This window comes from Kosakonia sp. H7A (assembly GCF_003028445.1).
Classification (GTDB): Bacteria; Pseudomonadota; Gammaproteobacteria; order Enterobacterales; family Enterobacteriaceae; genus Kosakonia; species Kosakonia radicincitans.
Window position 1 is genome coordinate 155,630 of record NZ_PYTZ01000001.1, and the last position, 19,970, is coordinate 175,599.

General features: G+C 51.8%; 18 protein-coding genes and 1 pseudogene. 8 read left to right on the forward strand and 11 right to left on the reverse strand.

Going from position 1 to position 19,970, the window contains the following annotated elements:
* Positions 1-165 precede the first annotated feature (165 nt).
* Genes CWM66_RS00700 through CWM66_RS00710 form a run of 3 tightly spaced genes read left to right on the forward strand, consistent with a single transcriptional unit; the run spans position 166 to position 1,801 of the window.
* Entirely contained in the window at positions 166-648 is a 483-nt protein-coding gene (locus CWM66_RS00700) for a GNAT family N-acetyltransferase (RefSeq protein ID WP_107146454.1), read from the forward strand.
* 2 nt (positions 649-650) lie between these two features.
* A complete protein-coding gene (locus CWM66_RS00705) occupies positions 651-1,193 on the forward strand; it encodes an NUDIX hydrolase (RefSeq protein ID WP_007375043.1) in 543 nt (180 codons plus the stop codon).
* Positions 1,190-1,801 carry a class I SAM-dependent methyltransferase gene (locus CWM66_RS00710; protein ID WP_007375042.1) on the forward strand — a complete coding sequence of 204 codons (612 nt, stop codon included), beginning with the start codon at positions 1,190-1,192 and terminating at the stop codon, positions 1,799-1,801. The genes CWM66_RS00705 and CWM66_RS00710 overlap by 4 nt, the downstream gene beginning before the upstream one ends.
* On the opposite strand, the gene CWM66_RS00715 is transcribed toward CWM66_RS00710, so the two are convergent.
* Positions 1,786-3,171: an MFS transporter gene (locus CWM66_RS00715; protein ID WP_107146126.1), complete on the reverse strand. Its 1,386-nt coding sequence runs from the start codon at positions 3,169-3,171 to the stop codon at positions 1,786-1,788. The genes CWM66_RS00710 and CWM66_RS00715 overlap by 16 nt on opposite strands.
* Before the next feature lie 131 nt (positions 3,172-3,302).
* Here CWM66_RS00715 and CWM66_RS00720 point away from each other — a divergent pair, with 131 nt between their 5' ends.
* Complete coding sequence (locus tag CWM66_RS00720; RefSeq protein ID WP_090396875.1) at positions 3,303-4,214, forward strand: LysR family transcriptional regulator; 912 nt, start codon at positions 3,303-3,305, stop codon at positions 4,212-4,214.
* A gap of 25 nt (positions 4,215-4,239) precedes the next feature.
* Here the strand turns inward: CWM66_RS00720 and CWM66_RS00725 are convergent, their stop codons facing one another.
* Genes CWM66_RS00725 through CWM66_RS00735 form a run of 3 tightly spaced genes read right to left on the reverse strand, consistent with a single transcriptional unit; the run spans position 4,240 to position 7,729 of the window.
* Positions 4,240-5,586 carry an MFS transporter gene (locus tag CWM66_RS00725; RefSeq protein WP_107146127.1) on the reverse strand — a complete coding sequence of 449 codons (1,347 nt, stop codon included), beginning with the start codon at positions 5,584-5,586 and terminating at the stop codon, positions 4,240-4,242.
* An 18-nt stretch (positions 5,587-5,604) separates the two neighbouring features.
* Positions 5,605-6,522, reverse strand: a complete 918-nt coding sequence (locus CWM66_RS00730; RefSeq protein ID WP_107146128.1) for a hydroxymethylglutaryl-CoA lyase — start codon at positions 6,520-6,522, stop codon at positions 5,605-5,607.
* A gap of 10 nt (positions 6,523-6,532) precedes the next feature.
* Positions 6,533-7,729, reverse strand: coding sequence for a CaiB/BaiF CoA-transferase family protein (locus CWM66_RS00735; RefSeq protein ID WP_107146129.1), 1,197 nt, complete (start codon positions 7,727-7,729; stop codon positions 6,533-6,535).
* Between the two features lie 236 nt (positions 7,730-7,965).
* On the opposite strand from CWM66_RS00735, the gene CWM66_RS00740 reads away from it, so the two are divergent.
* On the forward strand, positions 7,966-9,873 hold the full coding sequence (locus CWM66_RS00740) for a sigma-54-dependent Fis family transcriptional regulator (RefSeq protein ID WP_199200026.1): 1,908 nt from the start codon (positions 7,966-7,968) through the stop codon (positions 9,871-9,873).
* Between the two features lie 3 nt (positions 9,874-9,876).
* On the opposite strand, the gene CWM66_RS00745 is transcribed toward CWM66_RS00740, so the two are convergent.
* Positions 9,877-11,652 (reverse strand): EAL domain-containing protein, encoded by a 1,776-nt coding sequence (locus CWM66_RS00745; protein WP_035885726.1) that lies wholly within the window; start codon positions 11,650-11,652, stop codon positions 9,877-9,879.
* Between the two features lie 150 nt (positions 11,653-11,802).
* Between CWM66_RS00745 and CWM66_RS00750 the strand changes: the two genes are divergently transcribed.
* Complete coding sequence (locus CWM66_RS00750) at positions 11,803-12,918, forward strand: endonuclease/exonuclease/phosphatase family protein (RefSeq protein WP_107146455.1); 1,116 nt, start codon at positions 11,803-11,805, stop codon at positions 12,916-12,918.
* Positions 12,919-12,993: 75 nt separating this feature from the next.
* On the opposite strand, the gene CWM66_RS00755 is transcribed toward CWM66_RS00750, so the two are convergent.
* Both CWM66_RS00755 and CWM66_RS00760 read right to left on the reverse strand, forming a co-directional pair.
* On the reverse strand, positions 12,994-13,599 hold the full coding sequence (locus CWM66_RS00755) for a hypothetical protein (RefSeq protein WP_071920786.1): 606 nt from the start codon (positions 13,597-13,599) through the stop codon (positions 12,994-12,996).
* Positions 13,600-14,574, reverse strand: coding sequence for a hypothetical protein (locus tag CWM66_RS00760; RefSeq protein ID WP_035885727.1), 975 nt, complete (start codon positions 14,572-14,574; stop codon positions 13,600-13,602).
* 188 nt (positions 14,575-14,762) lie between these two features.
* On the opposite strand from CWM66_RS00760, the gene CWM66_RS00765 reads away from it, so the two are divergent.
* Positions 14,763-15,137, forward strand: coding sequence for a DUF4440 domain-containing protein (locus CWM66_RS00765; RefSeq protein ID WP_072438800.1), 375 nt, complete (start codon positions 14,763-14,765; stop codon positions 15,135-15,137).
* Between the two features lie 212 nt (positions 15,138-15,349).
* Here CWM66_RS00765 and CWM66_RS29460 read toward each other — a convergent pair.
* The 4 genes and pseudogenes from CWM66_RS29460 to CWM66_RS00780 form a co-directional block, all read right to left on the reverse strand.
* Positions 15,350-15,498: pseudogene (locus tag CWM66_RS29460) on the reverse strand (IS3 family transposase); the annotation flags it as partial.
* Positions 15,499-15,501: 3 nt separating this feature from the next.
* Positions 15,502-16,659, reverse strand: a complete 1,158-nt coding sequence (locus CWM66_RS00770; protein WP_107146131.1) for an iron-containing alcohol dehydrogenase — start codon at positions 16,657-16,659, stop codon at positions 15,502-15,504.
* A 63-nt stretch (positions 16,660-16,722) separates the two neighbouring features.
* A complete protein-coding gene (locus CWM66_RS00775) occupies positions 16,723-17,247 on the reverse strand; it encodes an NAD(P)H-dependent oxidoreductase (RefSeq protein ID WP_107146132.1) in 525 nt (174 codons plus the stop codon).
* Between the two features lie 237 nt (positions 17,248-17,484).
* Positions 17,485-18,582, reverse strand: a complete 1,098-nt coding sequence (locus CWM66_RS00780; RefSeq protein ID WP_035885729.1) for an alpha/beta hydrolase — start codon at positions 18,580-18,582, stop codon at positions 17,485-17,487.
* 386 nt (positions 18,583-18,968) lie between these two features.
* Here CWM66_RS00780 and CWM66_RS00785 point away from each other — a divergent pair, with 386 nt between their 5' ends.
* Positions 18,969-19,883 (forward strand): AraC family transcriptional regulator, encoded by a 915-nt coding sequence (locus tag CWM66_RS00785; protein WP_107146133.1) that lies wholly within the window; start codon positions 18,969-18,971, stop codon positions 19,881-19,883.
* Positions 19,884-19,970 lie beyond the last annotated feature (87 nt).

Below are 19,970 nucleotides of genomic sequence, written 5' to 3' on the forward strand. Positions count from 1 at the left end.
AGCCGTAACCCCGAAGGAGATGGCGGTAATTCAGGCGCCATCTCCTTTTTTATGGAGTGCTGCATTCTCTGGCAGAATCCTTCCGGCGAATTTTCGGGCGAAAAAAGCGAACACAGCGCGGCTGGTATTGATATGGTAAATATCATTTTCAGCAAAGGAGCGCGTATGACGATCAGACTGGCGGTGCCTGAAGAAGCCGAAACGTTGTGGCACATTCGCAACGCAGCGATCCAGCAGGGGTGTAAAGCGGTCTATTCACCGGAAGTGATCGAGGCCTGGACACCGCAAGCCATGCCGGACAATTACCGTGTGGTGATCGAAGAGAACCCGTTCTATGTTGCCGTCACGCCGGAGAATATCCCCGTTGCCAGCGGGTATCTCGATCTGCGCACTGGCAATGTGGAAGCCATTTTCACCCTGCCGCAGTGGAGCGGCAGAGGCCTGGCCTCGGCCATCATCGCTGCGCTGAAGCAGGAAGCACGACGCCGCGGTTTTACCCGCCTGACGCTGGCATCAACGCCGAATGCCTGCCGTTTCTATCAACAACAAGGGTTTCGCGTTATACAGGAAAGCCGGTATCACTCAAAAATGGCGCGAGCCGATCTGCGCTGCTTTGATATGGAATGCGACCTCATCCCAGGAGAATAATGATGTCCGACATCAAAACCCTCGCCAGCACCGAAGTTTACCGCAATAAATGGATGCGCCTGCGCGAAGACCGTATTCTGCGTGCCGACGGCAATGAAGGGATCTATTCCGTGGTGGAGAAACCCGACTTCGTGGTGATTATTGCCCGCGAGGACGATGCACTGTACATCGTTGAGCAGTACCGTTACCCGATTGGCAAACGCACCCTCGAACTGCCGCAGGGATCGTGGGAGTGCGCGCCTGAGGAAGATCCGTTGCGCGTTGCCGCCGGGGAACTTCAGGAAGAGACCGGGTTGATTGCCGGACGTATGCGCCATGTCGGCTATCAGAAACTGGCACAGGGCTACTCCAACCAGGGCTATCATATCTTTCTTGCAGAAGATCTGACCCAGCATCAGACCTCGCTGGAACCGGAAGAAGTCGGCCTGACAGCGCGTAAAATAAGGCTGCGTGAGTTTGAAGCGCTGATCGCAGAAGGTGTAATCAGCGACGCCACGTCGGTGACTGCGTATCTGCTGGCGAAGCTGAAAGGAATGCTGGTATGAGTCGCTCTGAGGCCGCCAGTGCCATTCTTTCCCTCTATCAACGTCACGCCGCTGCGTTCGCGCAGCAACGTTCGCAAGCGCTGTTTGAAAAAAGCTGGCTGGAGAAATTCGCCGCGCGCTTACCAGAGAATGGGCGGATTCTGGATATAGGCTGCGGCAATGGTCAACCGATCGCCGCATGGTTTATCGCTCAGGGCTTTCATCTCACCGGCGTGGACGGCGCGCAGGCAATGCTGGAAAGGGCCCGGCAGACTTTTCCGTCTGCGCGCTGGGTTCACCAGGATATGCGCCAGCTTACGCTGGGGGAAACCTTCGACGGCCTGATCGCCTGGGACAGCTTTTTCCATCTGACCCAGGACGATCAGCGCAGCATGTTTGCCCACTTTGCCCGCCACAGCCATCCCGGCAGTGTACTGATGTTTACCTGCGGGCCGGAGGACGGTATCGCCATCGGGCAATTTGAGGGCGAACCGCTGTTTCACGCCAGCCTCGCGCCTGAAGAGTACCGGCAACACCTGGCGGCAATCGGCTTTCGCGTGCTGGAGATGCGGGCGGAAGATCCCGACTGTGCCGGCCACACGGTCTGGCTGGCTCAGCGTACGGCCTGATTCGGCAAGCGACGCAGGCGGCTCAGACTGAAGGCGATTGCCAGCAGCGTCGCTATCATCGCCAGCCACAATCCCAGCCGTATCGCCAGCGCTTCCTGCGTTGGCGTGCAGAGTGCCAGCATCACGCCTACCAGCGCCGCGCCAAGGCACTGTCCAAAGGTGCGCACAATGGCTAACACGCCAGAGGCATAGCCGCTGTGCTCGCGTGAGGCGCTGGCGAGCATCTCCCGGTTGTTCGGGCTTTGAAAACAGCCGAAACCCATTCCGCAGATCAGTCCGCGCAGGCTGATATCCCACGCCGCCGCATTTTGCGGCAGCAGCACCAGCAGCAGCAACCCAACGGCGAACAGCAGTAACCCGGCAGTGGCAATCTTTGCGGGCGCATAGCGATCTGCCAGCCGCCCGGCATGCGGCGCCACCAGAATGATGCCGACCGGCCAGGCGGTAAACAGCAAAGCCGAGGTAAAGGCGCTGTAGCCATAAACATTCTGAAAGAGAAATGGCAGCGCGACAAAAGTCACGCCCTGGCTGATAAACGAGGCCAGCGAGGTGAGCGCAGCAAGAGAGAAACGGGACGAGGCAAAAAGCCCCAGCGGCAGCAACGGTTGCGGCGCCCGCTGTTGACGGCGCACAAACGCCAGCCCGCTCGCCACCGCGATCGCAGCCCAGGCCGTGCCTGTGCAGGATATGTCTGTCGACGCCATGATGGCCGCCCCCAGCATCAGCGCCGAGAACAGCGCGCCCTGCACATCAAACGGCCCGCTAACGTTGGTACTTTTTCCCGGAATGACGCGCAGGGCAAATGCCAGTGCGATAGCGCCCAGCGGAATATTGATGGCAAACAGCCATTGCCATCCCAGTGCGCTCAGCAGAGCGCCGCCAATGACCGGCGCAATCGCCGTGCTGGTGGCGATCAGCAGGGCGTTGATGCCGAGAATGCGTCCCAGCAGACGCGTGGGGAAAATTGAGCGCAGGATCGCTGGTGCAATACTGAGCGTGGCCGCGCCGCCAATCCCTTGCAGTACGCGCATGGTCACCAGCACCGACAGTGATGAGGATAACGCGCACCCCAGCGATGCCAGCGTAAACAGCAGTAACCCGCAGGCAAACAGCGGGCGGAACCCCATGCGGGCGGCAAGCGCAGCAAAAATAGCCAGCGTCATGGCGGCAGAAAGCAGATAACCATTCGCCACCCAGACGGCGTCCCCGGCGGAGACATGCAGCGCACGGGCGATTTGCGGCAGGGCAATATTTACCATCGCGCCATCAAAAACGGCCATCGTGGTGCTGGTCATCAGCGCAATCAGCGCCAGCGCGCGCTGACGCCCCGCTAACCCTTCGTCGCCCGGCAGGTCTGTAAACAATTCCATCATTACCTCAGGATAAGTTGTGCTTGCATTGACTCTACTTTCGCGGGATACATGGCGGAAGACGCAGCAGTTGCATTGATACAGTGCAGCAAACGCCATATCTTATTAATCACTATGAGAAACAGCCTGCTATGACACAACCGGACCTGAATCTGCTGTTTGCGCTGGATATTCTGCTGGCCGAAAGAAGCGTTGCCGCTGCCGCCCGAAGGCTGGGGCTGAGCGCATCGGCGATGAGCCGCACGCTGAGCCGCCTGCGGGAAACCACCGGCGATCCGCTGCTGGTGCGGGCAGGGCGGACGATGGTGCTGACGCCTTATGCCGAAGCCATTCGCGAACGCACGCAAAACGCCGTTTTCGAGGCACGGGCGGTATTGCGCCCGGCAACGCCGGTGCTGGACATTGCCAGCTTGCGACAGATGTTTACGCTGCGTGCCAACGACGGTTTTGTTGAAGCCTTTGGCCCGTCGCTAATTGCACAAGCCGCTGCCATTGCGCCTGGCGTAACGCTGCGCTTTACGCCGAAAGCGGAGAAAAGCGATAAACCGCTGCGCGAGGGGCGGGTCGATCTGGAGATTGGCGTGCTGGGGGAAATGGGGCCGGAAATTCGCGTACAGGCGCTGTTTCGCGATCGTTTTGTCGGCGTCGTCAGAAGCGGCCATCCGCTGGCGCAACAGCAGGCAGTGAGCGTTGAACAGTATGTCTCATTTGCGCATGTTGTCGCCTCACGGCGCGGGCTACTGAGCGGACCGGTGGATGAAGCGCTGACCGATGCCGGGCTGAATCGCAACATCGCCGCCGTAGTGCCGGGCTTTCCGGCTGCGCTGGCGGTGGCGCGCGCCACTGATTTGATTGCGCTGGTTCCGGCCTCGTTCCTGATGAATAAGGCGACAAGCGAGGGGCTCTGCGTATTTGAACTGCCGGTCAAAACCCGCGGCATCACCGTTTCACAGCTCTGGCATCCGCGTTCGGAAGTTGACCCGGCGCACCGCTGGCTACGGCAGTTTGTGCTGAACGTTTGCCGCACGTTGCGGCCAGGCTGAAAAGGGGGCTTTCGCCCCCTGACGTTTAACGACGCACCACCGTGACCTCTTTCGATAACGGTTCAATGACCGTGGCAACAAGCATAAAACACAACACGCAGAAGCCGGTCATGGTCATAAACACCGCATCCCAGTTCCAGCGATCAAGGATGACCCCGACAATCAGCGGCATGCACATGCCGCCGAGTTGTCCACCCATATTGATCACGCTGTAGGCCACGGGATAGATCTCTTTACTGACGCGGCCCATGGCATACACCGAATAGGCGGAATAACCGAGAGAAAGCATCAGGCCGAGCATAAACAGCATCAGAGAAAGAATCGCTTTGCTTTCAGGGGCAAACACCAGCGAATACATGGTGAAAATCGTCGCACCTGCGCTCAGCAACATCAGCGGCTTACGTCTTTTATTCAGCACCCGATCTGAAAGCACGCCGCCGAGAAAATTGCCCAGCACGGTGCCGAGGAAAGGCGCGGCCGCCAGCGCGGCGGAGCTGGTGAGATCGAAGCCGCGCTCGGTGATCAAATACTTCGGCAGCCACGACATCAGCACGCTGACAATGCCGACCATCGAGAAGTAGCCTAATGCCACGCCATAAATATCCCAGCACCTGAACACCTGCTTCGAGGTGGTGAGCTCCTCCACCTGGCGGGTGCGGATCAGGGTGTCCAGCCAGCAGTAGCGGAAGCAGGCCTTCTGCGGCGCCTCTCCGTGTTGTTGCGCATTACCCGGTAACTCGTCGCGAATGTATGCCGCTTCCTGTTTGTTCACAAAGCGGCTCTCTTCCGGTTTGTTACGCACCATGAAATACCAAAAGATGGACAACAAAACCCCGGGAATAGCGAAAAAGACGAAGATATAACGCCAGCCCCACGTCATGATGATCCACGCACAGAGGGCGGGAACAATCAGCGGACCGAACTTTGAACCAGCAAGAAACAGGCCGGTGGCGGTGCCTTTTTCTTTCGCCGGAAACCACTGATTAATGGTCGCCGTCGAGCCAATCACCACCGGCGCTTCGCTGACGCCAACAAAGAAGCGCAGCAATTTCAGCACCAGCACATTATTCACCACGCCCATTAAGGCGGTGAAAATGGAGGTCAGAAACATGCCGAGCGCAAATGCATTGCGCATACCATATTTTTTAATGACATACCCGGCCGGGATTTGAAACAGCGCATATCCGGCAAAGAACAGGCTGATTAATAAACCGGCCAGGGTATTGGAGATATTAAATTCCTCCTGAATAAAGGGCAGGGCAAAACCAATATTTGCCCTGTCGGCATTTGCCACGGTGTAGATAACAAAGATAAAGCTCATTACCCACCACCGGTAATGCGTCATGGTGGGTTTATCCATATTATTTTTCATATTTCATTCCCGGGAGATTCAGCATTGCGGATCGTAAAAAGCAAATTCGCGGTAAGTTCGGGCATGCGATAAACTGCTTAATAACGCAGGTTCAATGGACTCACGAATTAATGCAGAGACCTCCAGCAGCGCATCGAGTGATATTCCGCAATCGAACCCCATGCGGGAAAACATATTTACCGCATCTTCCGTTGCGGCATTTCCGGCGGCGCCCGGTGCGAAGGGGCAACCGCCAAGACCGCCAACCGCCGTTTCAAAACGCGTCACGCCGTTTTGCAGGCCAGCCATCATGTTGGCCAGCGCCATACCGTGCGTGTTATGCATATGCAGGCCGATATCGAGATGCGGGAACCGGGCGCTGATGCGTTGCAGAAGATCTGCAGTCTGGCGGGGATTCGCCACGCCGATGGTGTCGCACAGCGTAATGTGGTGAATGCCAAGATCCGCGGCGAAACGGATCATCTCCAGCAGCGTATCGGTGCAGGTGGCACCGATAAAAGGGCAGCCAAACGCGGTGGCCAGCGACAGCGAAATCTCCAGATCCGGATGCGCCTGGCGAATGGCCGCCAGCTCATCCAGCGACTGCGGATGCGTACGGTTAATATTGGCCTGGTTATGCGCCGGACTGACGGAGATAACATAATTCACCCGCGAGATCTGACTCTCCACCGCTAATTGCGCTCCCCGGCTATTTGGCACCAGCACCCATGGCGTTATCGTCGGGTGCTTTTCAAGCACATGCGCAATGACCTGTTTGGCATCCGACATTTGCGGGATCGCTTTCGGGCTGACCATCGAGGTTATTTCGATGTTTTTCGCACTGGCGGCGATCAGTTTATCGATAATACGAATTTTCAATTCTGTCGGAATCGGCTGCTTAATATTCTGGAAGCCATCTCGCGGTCCGACTTCGGTAAGTTGAATAAATTTTCCCATGGTGTTGGCCTTACAGAATACCATCGTTGATAAGCTGCTCTATTTCCGCATCGGAATAATTGAGCAGTTCTTTTAATATTTCGTGGTTGTGCTGGCCCAGCGTTGGCGCGGGCATTCTGATGGAAGTTTTGTTGTTGGAGAATTTAACCTGATTACCGGTCATGGTAATTTTACCGGCCACCGGATGTTCAATATCGACAAACATTTCACGCGCCACGGCAATATGTGGATCTTTGGTGACGCGGTCGATGGTGTTGATAGGGGCCGCAGGAATCCCTGCCGCCAGCAGCAGCTCAACGATCTGGTCAATCGGGTGTTCGCCGGTCCAGCGCTCAAGGATGGCTTTCAGTTCTGCATGGTGGGTGACGCGCGCGATATTGGTGCTGAATCTGGCATCCTCCAGTTCACTGATTTTCAGCGTCTGTTTCAGCAGACCAAACAACTTGTCGTTGCCACAGGCGATAATGACGTAACCGTCCTGCGCCTGAAATGAATCGTAGGGATAAATCGCCTCATAACGGTTACCGATGCGCGTCGGAATGCGTCCGGTGTTCAGATAGATAATATTGATGATCTCCAGCGACGAGACCATCGCATCAACTAGCGCGATATCCACTTTGTCGCCGACCCCGGTTTTCAGGCGGTTGGCGTAGGCGGCAAGGACACCGATGGCGCAGCTCATACCGCCCACCACATCGGCAATCGCTGTGCCGGTGCGGGTAGGTGGGGTATCGGCCCAGCCCGTGGTGCTCATTAGCCCGCTCATCGCCTGGCCGATAATGTCGTATCCCGCGCGTTTAGCGTACGGGCCGGTGTGGCCGAAACCCGACACCGCGCCATAAATAATGGCTGGATTCACCTTGTGCAGATCTTCATAACCGAGGCCGAGTTTTTCCATCACACCCGGACGGTAATTTTCCAGCACAATATCGCTGTTGCGCACCATCTCAAGAAAAATAGCGCGCCCTTGTTCAGACTTCAGATTCAACGTAATACCGCGTTTATTGCGATTAAGATTCATAAAGTAGGCGCTTTCGCCATTTATTTGCGGCGCGTTTGCGCGGGCATCATCGCCTTTACCCGGTAATTCAATTTTAATCACGTCAGCGCCAAAATCAGCTAACATCATTCCACAGTAAGGACCGGCAAGAACGCGAGTAAGATCGAGAACGCGGACGCCACTTAATACACCAGACTTATTATTCATTCCTTTTCCTTGTAAGATAAAAATATAATTTGTGGAAGCATATACTTCACACGGGTGTTATTAATCCAATCGCCATGCCAAAAAACAAAAAAGGAAAGAAATGACTTAACATCATGAATTTTAATGTTTTTAATTGATGAAAATAAAAAACACTACGCCAGACTCAATATCAATTGTGTTAGAAATATCAACTGTGATATTGATTTAATAAAACGACAACATTGAAAATTATCGCCATGAACAAGAATCCTCTGCCAAACCTTGCATTAATTACACCTTACCCGCAACTGGGCGAAATAGTCGCTGAACAATGTACGGGTATTTTTAACTGCCACGTTTATCATGGCAGCCTCGAGAAAGCGGCCAGCATCGCCAGAAATCTTGATACAGAGTATTACGATGTTATTCTGAGCCGGGGAGGGACAGCGGAATATATCGAAAAATCAACGCAGATTCCGGTGGTTAAAATACTGACATCGACTGCCGATTTACTGAAATCGCTCATTCCGCTGAAAAATTATCCGCAGCATATTGCCTTTTTTAATTACCAGACCTACTTAACGGATGTATTACTTATTGCGCAGGCGCTGAATATCACCATCGATGAATTTGTTTTTTTATCGCACGCCGATATGACCGAAAAACTGGAGCAGTGTCGGCGCCGCCGCTATGCCACGGTGACCGGCGGTTTTCCGGTCACCGATAGTGCAAGGCAATATGCGATGCAGGGCATCCTGATCGAAAATGGTGTCGAATCGGTGAACAGCGCGCTGCGTGAAGCACTGGCGATAGTGGAAACAACGAAACGCAAAGCGCAGGATACCGCCAGGCTGGAGATCATTTTGTCGTCCATTACGGAAGGCATCATTGTCACCAATGAAAATAATGAAATTCAGGTGTTTAACCGCAGCGCAGAAAAGATTTTCGGCTTGAGCGGAACACAGGTAATAGGTAAACCTGTTGATTCAATTATTAAAAACACACGGATAAACCAGGTGCTGCTGACCGCAGCGCCGGAGATCCGCGAATTGCAGGAGCTGGATAGCACCTCCATTATCACCAGCCGGGTGCCGATATTTATGGGCAAACGCTGCATTGGCGTGGTTTGCTCTTTTACGGATACGCCGCAGATAGAGAAGGTGGAGCGTATCCTGCGCGGCAAGCTTAAGAAAAAAGGGTTCAATGCCCGCTATACCTTCGATCATATCTTCACCGCCAACGGTGAAATGCAGGCGATCAAAAAGCTGGCGCAAATTTATGCCCGCACCGATTCTCCGGTGATGATTTACGGGGAGTCCGGCACCGGCAAAGAGCTGTTTGCCCAGAGCATACATAACCACAGTCTGCGCAGTCGCGGGCCGTTTGTCGCCATCAACTGCGCGGCGATCCCGGAAAGCCTGCTGGAGAGTGAGCTTTTTGGTTATGAAGGCGGCGCGTTTACCGGTGCCAGGCGGGAAGGAAAGTCGGGGCTTATCGAGCTGGCGCATCAGGGAACGCTGTTTCTCGATGAAATTGGCGAACTGCCAATGACCATCCAGAGCCGCTTATTACGGGTGCTCCAGGAGTATGAAATCATGCATATCGGCGGCAAAGACGTGATCCCGGTCGATGTCAGAATTATTGGCGCGACCAATCGTTCGCTGGAGAAGATGAGCGAGGAAGGCGGGTTTCGCCGCGATCTCTACTACCGACTGAATGTGCTGCCGCTGGCGGTTCCGCAGCTGCGGGAACGTCCGGAAGATATTCGTTATCTGGCCGGGATGTTTCTTTGTGAGTGGCAGGCAGAACATCTGCTGGAGCAATTTCTCGATCTGTTCACCGGCTGGCACTGGCCGGGCAATGTCCGCGAACTGCGTTTTATCCTTGAGCGTCTGGCGTTGTTGTCAGGGGAATTTCCGACCTATTCGTTGTATGAATTGCTGACACTGACCGGTTTTTCGCTGGCGGGCAGTAACAAACCCGCAGCGATTAATGATGCTGTGACCGTGGATCTGAACAAAGGATCGCTCAAGGCGCTGGTTCGCGACATTGAGCGGCAGGTTATTACCCTTTATCTGCGACGTTACAATCAGGATCAGCAGAAAGTGGCCCGGCACCTTGGGATCAGTAAAATGAGCCTGTGGCGCAAATTACAGGAAGATTGACGCTTAACCATCGTTTTGCGCCAGCCAGGCCGGGATCTGTTCAGGAAGCAGGGGCTTTGAGAAGAAGTATCCCTGTGCTTCATCGCAGCCGAAACCTTTAAGCAGTTGCGCGGTTTCTGCATCCTCAATGCCTTCCGCCAGCACAATGTAGTCCAGCTCTTTCAGCATCTGGATAATGTTGCGGGCGATAATTTGGCTGCCCCGATCACTGGTGACTTTACAAATAAGCGAACGATCTAACTTAATGATATCGATAGGAATAGTACGCAAATAACTGATATTGCTGTAGCCCGCGCCAAAGTCGTCGAGCAGGATTTTAAAGCCGCGCATTTTTAACATATCCAGCTCTTCGAGGGCGATGGAGTTTTCCAGCACTTTCTCCGTCTCCAGACATTCAACCCGCAAATCGGCAGTGGTCAGCCCGGCCTGAAGAACTTTCTCTTCCAGCGCATTTGCAAACCCGGCGTTGGACAAATCGCTGGCGGCTAAATTAACCGAAATCGGGATGGTGATGTGGTTTTTGCGCCACGCCACCAGTTGTTTGATGGCAGTGGCCACCACCCATTGGGTGATATCGGACATCAGGCTGGTACGCTCCGCCAGCGAGATAATCACCGTCGGCGGAATATTCCCCAACTGCGGATGCTTCCAGCGGAGCAGGGCTTCAACCCCTTCGGTACGCCCGCTATGCAGGTTGATTTTCGGCTGATACACCAGATAAAGCTGGTTATCTGTTTTGATGGCTTCGCCCAGATCGTAGAGGATTTTGAAATCGCGATTGCGCTTTTGATCCATGGCGGAATCGAAGGCAAGCAGGGGGATATTTTGTCGTATCGCTTCGTGCAGGGCGCTGATCGCCTGGCGAAAGATTTCTCTGACCGCCGTCTGGCCCGCCACAAAATGAATAAACCCGGCGTGAATGTTCAACGAAATCTCAATATCACCAGTAATTTTCGCGCTGGTGGGCGGCAGATTTGCCGCTTTACGCAAAACGGCTTCTGATTCATCGGTTTTCACTAACAGGGCATAACGACCGGTGGCAAAAGCATAGAGAGGCGATTGATCGCGCAAACCGAGCCGCACTTGTAATAAAGTCGCGAAGCTTTTCAGCATATTTTCGACGGCGCTCAACCCAAGATAGCGCGACAATTCATACGCTCTCGGCATATCAATGCAGTCGAAAATGATCAGCGTGTACTCACCGGACGGTTCATCCGCCGCAATGCGTTCGATCGCCCTGAGCAAGTTTTGCCGGTTCGGCAGAGCGGTTAAAGCATCAATCTGGCCGACCGAGTTCCAGCATTCAAGCCAGGAAGAAGCCAGCGCGGCAATGCTCAGGAAATCCGCAATCTGTTGTGTCGAAGGGGTAAGCGGCGTTCGGTTGCTGACGCAGAGCGTGCCGAGCATGTCGCCCTCTTTATCTCTGAGCGGAGCGGCGGCATAAAAAATCACCGCACCATCTTTCACCAGCGGATGGTGGGCAAACCGGGGATCGTTTCGCGTGTCGCTGCAAATCACTGGCGCAGACTGCGCGAAGACGTGTTTACACATTGTCTCCTCAAGCGGCGTGATTCCCGCAACTTCCGGGAGATTGGCAGCATATTTGACGTACTGGAACACATCATCAATTACCGTGACAAAACAGCCTTCGACACCCATAAGCTGGCTGGCAAATGCCGCAAATTCCCCCAGTGCGCTGTCACGTTCTTTATCTTCGTGCTTCAACAACTCCAGCGCTGCAAGCCGTCTGGCTTCTTTTTTGTTGAGTCCGCTGAACATTCTGCTCTCCCGGTAGCTGGCTGTTTCTGTCATCTGGCTGTTTCTGTCATGCTGAAGACACAGCCGACGACTACAATCATAACCGGAAACTGCCTGTGCGACAGCGTTCTGGCGCAACAGAAGCGGCTGAACTCAAGGGGAGGGTATATGATGCGGCTGGCGTCTTACAATGTGGAAAACTTATTCGATCGCGCGAAGGCCATGAATCTGGCCGACTGGGACGAAGGCAAACCGATTCTGGAAAAGTTTGCCGCCCTGAATGCGTTACTCGGCGAATTAACCTATACCGCCGAAATGAAACAAAAAATGGTGGTTTTGCTTAACGAGCTGGGGCTGAAAAAGTCTGATACTGGACCGTTTGTGATCCTGCGCCGTAACCGTGGCAAACTGCTGACGCGGCCGACAGATGGCTCGGAGATCCGTATTATCGCCGAAGGGCGGGCCGACTGGGTTGGATCGCTGGAGCTGCGCGCCGCGCCGGTGGATGAAACGGCCATGCTGTTGACCGCGCAGGTGATGATTGATCTGCAGGCCGATATTCTGGCTGTCGTCGAAGCGGAAAGCCGACCCGCGTTGCTGGCGTTTAACCGCGAAATCATTCCTGCCCGTAATGGCAAGCCGTTTGAGCATGTGATGGTGATTGATGGTAACGACGAACGCGGGATCGATGTCGGTTTGATGACCGTCAGCGCATTCCCGATTGCGACCATCCGTAGCCATGTTGATGATAAAGATGCCGATGGCGCGCTGATTTTCTCCCGTGATTGCCCGGAGTTTGCTATCCCGTTAAAGGATGGCAGAACGTTGCATGTGTTAGTGAATCACCTGAAAAGTAAAGGCTTTGGATCGCAAAGCAGCTCGGACGCCCGCCGCCGTGAACAGGCCGAACGGGTGAAAGCAATTTACCAGCAACGCATCAAAGCGGGAGAAACGCTGATTGCCATTGTCGGGGATTTAAACGATACGCCCGACAGCCAGCCGCTTGCGCCACTGCTGAAAGATACCGATCTACGCGATATTTTCACCCACGCAAAATTTGATAATGGCGGCTATCCGGGTACCTGGGGAAGCTGTACCGCCAATAACAAAATCGACTATATCCTGTTGTCGCCGGCGTTATGGAAAACAGTAAAGCAGGGCGGCGTATACCGTAAAGGGATGTGGCCCGGCGTACGTCCGGCGAAGTGGGAAACTTACGCCGAACTGAAAAAACCGGTCAATGCCGGTTCGGATCATGCCGCTGTGTGGGTTGAACTGGATCTGTAAGGCGCAGGAGGCGTCGAAGCGGATATTTTGAATCCGGTATTGCCGCTGCGGAATAATAATCGCAGCGGCTTTATTTTATCGTTTTGAAAGGGATATGTTCTGACGCTGAATATTCAATTGCTTGCGCCAGACCCGGTTGTGCAAATATAACGCATTGGTGCGGCAAAACATGGCGCTATTAAGACATTTAACGCTACAACCAATGAAAATTAGCCCCAACAATGAGCTGATAACAAACCACAGTTGACGTTCAGCGCCAAACAATGCCGGAACAAAGGCTGTCAGAAAGAATATCATGGCGACCAGCGACGTCACAAAAAGCGTGCACAGATAAACCTTCATCGCCGATAAAAAACCCCGAGAAATTAATACCATAGCGATAACAATGATGGCGCTATAGAGCAGTGATACAGGGATCACTGCGGCCATTACGGCATAATGCGGCAACGACAGCCAGCTAAAAATCGCCAGCCAGATAAAGGGTTGGGGAAGGGCGAAGCTAAACACCGCGAGGATCATGCTGGCAATCAACGGCAGGCCCATCATATGCCAGCCCGCAGGAATCCCCAGCCGATCCTTTAAACGATCCTTTAATTTTTCCAGCCGTTCCGGATCGTTCGTTTTTATTTTCTCTGCTACCACAGCACTTAACGTAAGGCTTCTTTTTATATATTTCATCATCTACCAATTACTTCCTGTAAAGGAAAATGACTGTATCAGACCAATAATGTACTGCCCAGAGGTTTTCATATTGCCGGGGTTGCGGATCGTTCCGGTTAACGCGCTACCGGCAAAGGCTGAGGTATTAACCAGTGCCGCCGTCAGCTCACGCTGCAACGCAGTTTGTAATGCTTCTGAAGGATAACGTTTCGGGTAAAATCCTGCTTTCATCGCTGCTTTTACGCCGGTGTTGGATATTCCCGGGTTTTGCGCGCGAATAATTTCCTCGGTAATGCGTTTACGTTCGGCGCGGCTTAAATTCTTCAGCCAGTTTGTTACGCTGGAAGACGTTGCGCCTTTCATCAGCTTGTAGGTTTCCAGGGTACTTTTTAATCCGGCCCCGGCGCCAGCCAGTGAAAGAATATCCAGCGCGGTGCTGGTCGTGACATACCACGATTCACTGTCAAGCCAGGTTACCACGTCGTCATTATTGGTGGCGATCAGTGAGATGCGCCCCAGCCCGATAGCGCATTGCGCCACGGTGGCTACCGTTCCGGCAGTAATGATCGCCGCCACCACGCCTGAAGCCCCGGCCGTCAGCGGTACGGCTGCGCCAGCGCCCAGCGCGAGAACGCCGGTGACGACTGCGGCTCCGCAAGAAATGGCCGTCGACGTAATTTCATTCGCCAGTGAAGGTGCCTGAATCGTCGTATTGATGGCTTGAGCTGCGCTGTAGGTGGATTGAGAATTTACTTTTGTAACAATAACATGGCTAACAGTACTTTGATTCGGCGTGGCGATCCGCCGCGAAGGACGCACCAGCCATTGACGCGGCCCATCCGAATAAATGATGCCGACCTGGTGAAAACTGCGGGTACAGTCGAGTTGATTGCCCAGTGACGTAAAGTCAAAGTCATCACCGGGAGCCAGGCCCAGGCTGCGTGCAAGACCGTAATCGGGAAGGTTGTTACCAGAGAGTTGGCCGGGGAAGGTCATCGAGTCGCTCCATCGTTAATGTTCTTATGTATTTGAGATGTTAAGAATAAATGGCATAACGCGGTAAACAATTAAGAATAATCTGAATGAATTATATACAGCCGATAAATGGATGAAGCTTACAGATCGGGTGCCGGGGCGAAAACGCGCAGTTCGGCATTTATCGGTGGAAATGGAAAAGGTGAACTATGACAGAGGATTTACAGTCGCTAATTGTCCAATACGAACGGCAGCTTCATCAGGCAGAAATTCGTAGCCAGCAGATTGCCATTGAGAAATTACTACACAGACATTTTTTCGAGATTGGTCGTTCGGGGAAACGATACGGCAGACAGCAAGTTATCGATTCATTATTGGCAGAAACCGACCAACAGCAAATCGCGTCGGAGGAATTCGCATTAACGCAGATCGAAAGCGGAGCGCTGCTACTGACATACCGGACGTTCAGGCAAAGTCCGTCGGGAGAGAAAACGCACCGCACATTGCGCACATCGTTATGGGTCAGAAATGAAGATGACCGCTGGCAAATGATTTTTCATCAGGGAACGCCTGAAGCGGATTGAGCGGTCTGCGGCGGGTCTGAAAAGCCGTAAACCAAGGATAAAACAAGCAACACAAATCACAGGTGCGAAATGCTGGATTCTGCCTGATTACATGTTAGTACGCATAATGTATATTATGTTAAATGACATGTATGGGTTAGTAACTTCATAAACCCAGGCTACACTCCATCAAATACTCCCGGCCCCATTCACGCAGGCGTGCCAGCGTCAGTTCTTTTTGCCAGCACGTCCTGCAACATCGCCTTCTCGGGCTCAGATCGGCCCACTGTTTCTTTAGCCACAGATTTCCCTCTTTCAGCTGGCGCATGTGCTTCAGCTCAGAGGGCGAAATGCCGCCATATTTCTTGTGCCACGTATAGAATTATTACAACGCCAGTTTCAGTATTTCCTCTACTTTCTCTGTCGTAATATTCGCATGTTCACCCAGGGCAACATGGCCGTGTTCTTTCAGTTTATTGGTTACCGCCGGAATAATATCATCCCCCAGACCATAATCAGATAAACGGGTTTTAACCCCCATGGTTTCGAAAAATGCGACCGTTGCGTCGATAGCCTGAAGAGCCATCGTTTCAATATCAGATGCCGGGATATCCCAGACACGTTCACCATACTGGGCAAGTTTCTGTTTCTTGTCAGCCAGCGCGTATTTCCAGATAGCCGGGATCATTACCGCCAGCGTGCGGGCATGATCAAGGCCGTACAGACCTGTAATTTCCTGTCCGATCAAATGTGATGCCCAGTCTGCGGGGGTCCCCGTACTGAGCAGGCCATTCAGCGCCATCGTTGCGGCCCACATAATGTTCGCCCTGGCATCATAATCCTCAGGATCTGTCAGGACTTTTGGGCCCTCTTCTTTCAGGGTGTTCAGCAGACCTTCTGCCAGGCGATCCTGTACTTTGGCATTCACCGGATAAGTCACATATTGCTCAAGTACATGCACGAATGCATCAACCACACCATTAGCCGTCTGATTTGGGGGTAAAGTAAATGTCAGTTCAGGCTCCAGAACCGAGAACTGTGGCATAACGTACGGGGATGCAAAAAACAACTTATCTTTTGTTTCTGCTTTAGTAACAACTGCGACATTATTCATTTCTGAGCCTGTTGCGGCAATGGTCAGTACACAACCTACCGGTAAAGCCCTTTTCACTACGCTCCCGTAACTTTTAACAATATCCCAGGCATCGCCGTCATAGCACGCAGCCGCTGCGACAAATTTGGTGCCGTCAATAACTGATCCCCCACCCACTGCAAGCAGAAAATTGACACCTTTATCCTTAACAAGCGCAACAGCTTCCATCAACGTTTCATAATGTGGATTAGCCTGGACACCTCCGAACTCATAAACCGTATGGTTTTTCAGCGAATCCCGTACCTTTTTCAGCGTGCCATTACGGCTAACACTCCCTCCGCCGTAAACAATCATTACGGTTTTATCACCCGGAATTTCATTACCAATTGAGGAAATCTGATCATGGCCAAAAATAATTTTGGCAGGGTTATGAAAAATAAAATTTTGCATAATTAGACCTTGTCAATACATGCGGATAAGTAAATAAAATCGCGTCTATTTCGCTTATAGCACTCAGGCAGATAAATGGCCGACTAACTCGCTACTCAAATGATTCATTCTTTCGGGAGAAACATTCACGGCATTATAAATCACCAGTGGCTGGAGATATTTCATTCCTACATATAGTGCAGAGGCTTTCATCGGAGCCAGTACGTCAGCCATGCTACTTTTAATAAGTCCGTCTGCTGAATACATTTGCTCCGCGGCACCGGCTGAAGTGACTACCATCATTTCCTTGTTCTTCAGTGCATGACCATCAGGACCAAATGCCCACCCATAACTCCAGACCTCGTTTAAATAAGATTTGAGATTGGGGGTAAGGTTAAACCAGTGTGTCGGATACATAAATATGACCCTGTCAACGCCATCATACGCATCTTGTTCTTCAGCAATATTAAATACGATGTCCCGTGTAGCATAAATAGCTTCGAGATCCCGGACAACAACATTCACCATCGATTCTGCTGTTTCTTTTAGCGCTTTAATAACATGGGAATGTTCGGGATAAGGATGAGAAACAATCACTAAGGTTTTCATATTGATACCTTTTATCAATCTTCAATTTATTAATGGATGACATAGAATTATCTATTACCCGCTATTAACTCATGATAAGTTAATAGCGGACTGAATATCCATACGGTAATACCTTCCCCCACATTTAACGCATGAATATTTTTAATGCGCTCTGCCATCTGAGTATCGTAGATTATAACAATGCAATGGCCTATATTTTCGGCCACCGCATCAGAGAACACCGGAAGGTATTATTGCTTATTTGTTAAGGTATTTATTAAAGAATGCTGTTATATCATTGAACGGGATTTTATCCATACGATCATACAAATCAACATGAGTGGCATCTTTAACAATCAGAAGCTCTTTTGGCTGATTCGCCGCTTCATATGCCGTTTTGGAGAAATAAAGCGAATGCGCTTTTTCACCATGAACAAACAGGACAGGACGCGGAGAGATTTCCTTAATATAGGTCATCAGGGGGAAATTCATGAAGGACATCGGTGTGGTCATTGACCATGAATTTCCTGAGTTGACCGCACGTGGGTGGTATCCACGCTTTGTCATGTAGTAGTCCGCATACTCCACCAGAAACTGCGCTTCGCCACCTTTGAGTTTATTGTAAGGAGGCTGATAGGCAGGTTTACCGTTTGCCGCATCTTCCCAGCGCTGAAGGCTCAGTTTCTCAAGCGTCTGCTCACGTTGTTCCGGGGTTACGCTGTCATTGTAGCCTTTCGACATAACCCGGCTCATATCATACATAGTGCTGGCAACAACGGCTTTTACGCGTTTATCAACGGCAACCGCGTTCAGTGCAATCCCGCCCATGCCACAGATACCGATTACACCGATACGTTCACGATCCACATAAGGTTGTAGCCCAATGAAATCGACCGCAGCCATAAAATCTTCTGTATTAATATCCGGCGAGGCTATATTGCGCGGTTCCCCGCTGCTTTCACCGGTATAAGACGGATCAAAAGCCAGCGTCACGAATCCTCGCTCTGCTAACGTTTGCGCGTAAAGGCCAGAAGCCTGCTCTTTTACCGCGCCAAAAGGCCCAGAAATAACAATGGCAGCAAGTTTTTTGTTACCGCGATCTTTTGGAAGATACACATCTGCGGCCAGCGTAATGCCATAACGGTTTTTGAAAGTAACTTTTTGGTGATCCACTTTATCACTCCTTGGGAATGTTTTATCCCACGTCTGTACCAGACGTACTGGAGAAGCTGCTGTACCTGGCGCAGGCTGGGCGACCGCAGATTCTGCTGAAATCATGGCCAGCGCTCCGGCAAGGAGTGCGCCATTAAAAAAGCGCTTTGAAGATTTTATTGTCATGGTATTAAAACCTTTCATTCGTTGATAAGGAGGGCTATTTTTAAATCGCACGCATGAGTATTTCAGTCACAACATCCTGCGGATAAACACTGGTGATACCAAACGCCTTAATATTAATCTGGACGTTCTCTACGATGGCAGCGAGTTTTCTTCGGATTATCTTCCTTGCATTTGCATGCGTTCTTTTTCATCCCCGACTTAAATAGTGCAGTGTGATGAAATGGCTTACCCGGTGAGGGTCTCATTCCGGTATTGCTATTTTGGATAGCTCTTAGGAAATGTGTTATTAAAATACTATGAGTTTTTTGCCTGATCCTATTAGCCTGTCGTGAAAGTGTATATTCCATTTTTTTAAACTGATAAGTTAATGTCGTAAAGACGTGGCAAATGAGAGGCATTTCAAAATGGTTTTGGACAAATCGGTTGAAGATTTACTCGGGAGGCTTTCCCGGGATATCGCGCAGCGCACGCCTGGTACCGGTGATTTCCCCACAGCAGTAGAAGGACTGGAATTATTCCGGCGGAACGAACCTGCTTCTCCAGTAAGCTGCCTGGTCCCTCCCAGTGTCGTTCTGGTGGTCGATGGTGCGAAAATCATGTGGATTGGGGGGGAGCCTTATAAATATGATGTGGAAAAATTCCTGATCACGTCTCTCGACTTGCCCGCAAGTTCAGAAGTGCTTAAAGCATCGTCATCCCGGCCCTGTGTCGGTATAGCCTATCAACTCGATCAGCGCGTATTGATGGAGTTAATTGCACAGGGAGGCCTGCCGCCAGCAAAAAAAAGAGACACCGGGGCAGGAGTCGGAATAGGTACCGTTACTGATGTTCTGTTAGAGCCTTTCTGCCGTCTGCTTTCATTGCTTGACGAGCCAGAAGCAATCCCGGTTCTTGGCCCACTTATTCAGCGGGAAATACATTACCGGCTTCTGATGAGTGACCAGTCCGATCATCTCAGGCAGATTGCGGCCGTAGACGGTAATGGCTACCGTATCGGCAAAGCTATTGACTGGTTAAAGACCAATATTGCATCGCCTTTACGTATCGAGGAACTTGCGAGTCGGGTGCAAATGAGTACGCCCTCTTTTCATCACCATTTCAGGCAACTTGCTGGAATGAGTCCGCTTCGTTACCAGAAATGGCTGAGACTCAATGAGGCAAAACGACTGATGCTGAATGAGCACTATGATGTCACTACCGCAGCATTTGCTGTCGGTTATGAAAGCTTATCCCATTTCAGCCGTGAATATACGAGGATGTTTGGGTTATCCCCTAAAAGGGATATCACTGTTCTGAGAAAGTCAGTCAGTGAGCTTTAATATCCCACCGAACTATTGCCACGAACTGCATGTTTAACATAGCGCTATTGTCAGGCATATATGACAACAAAATTAAGCACTCATAGG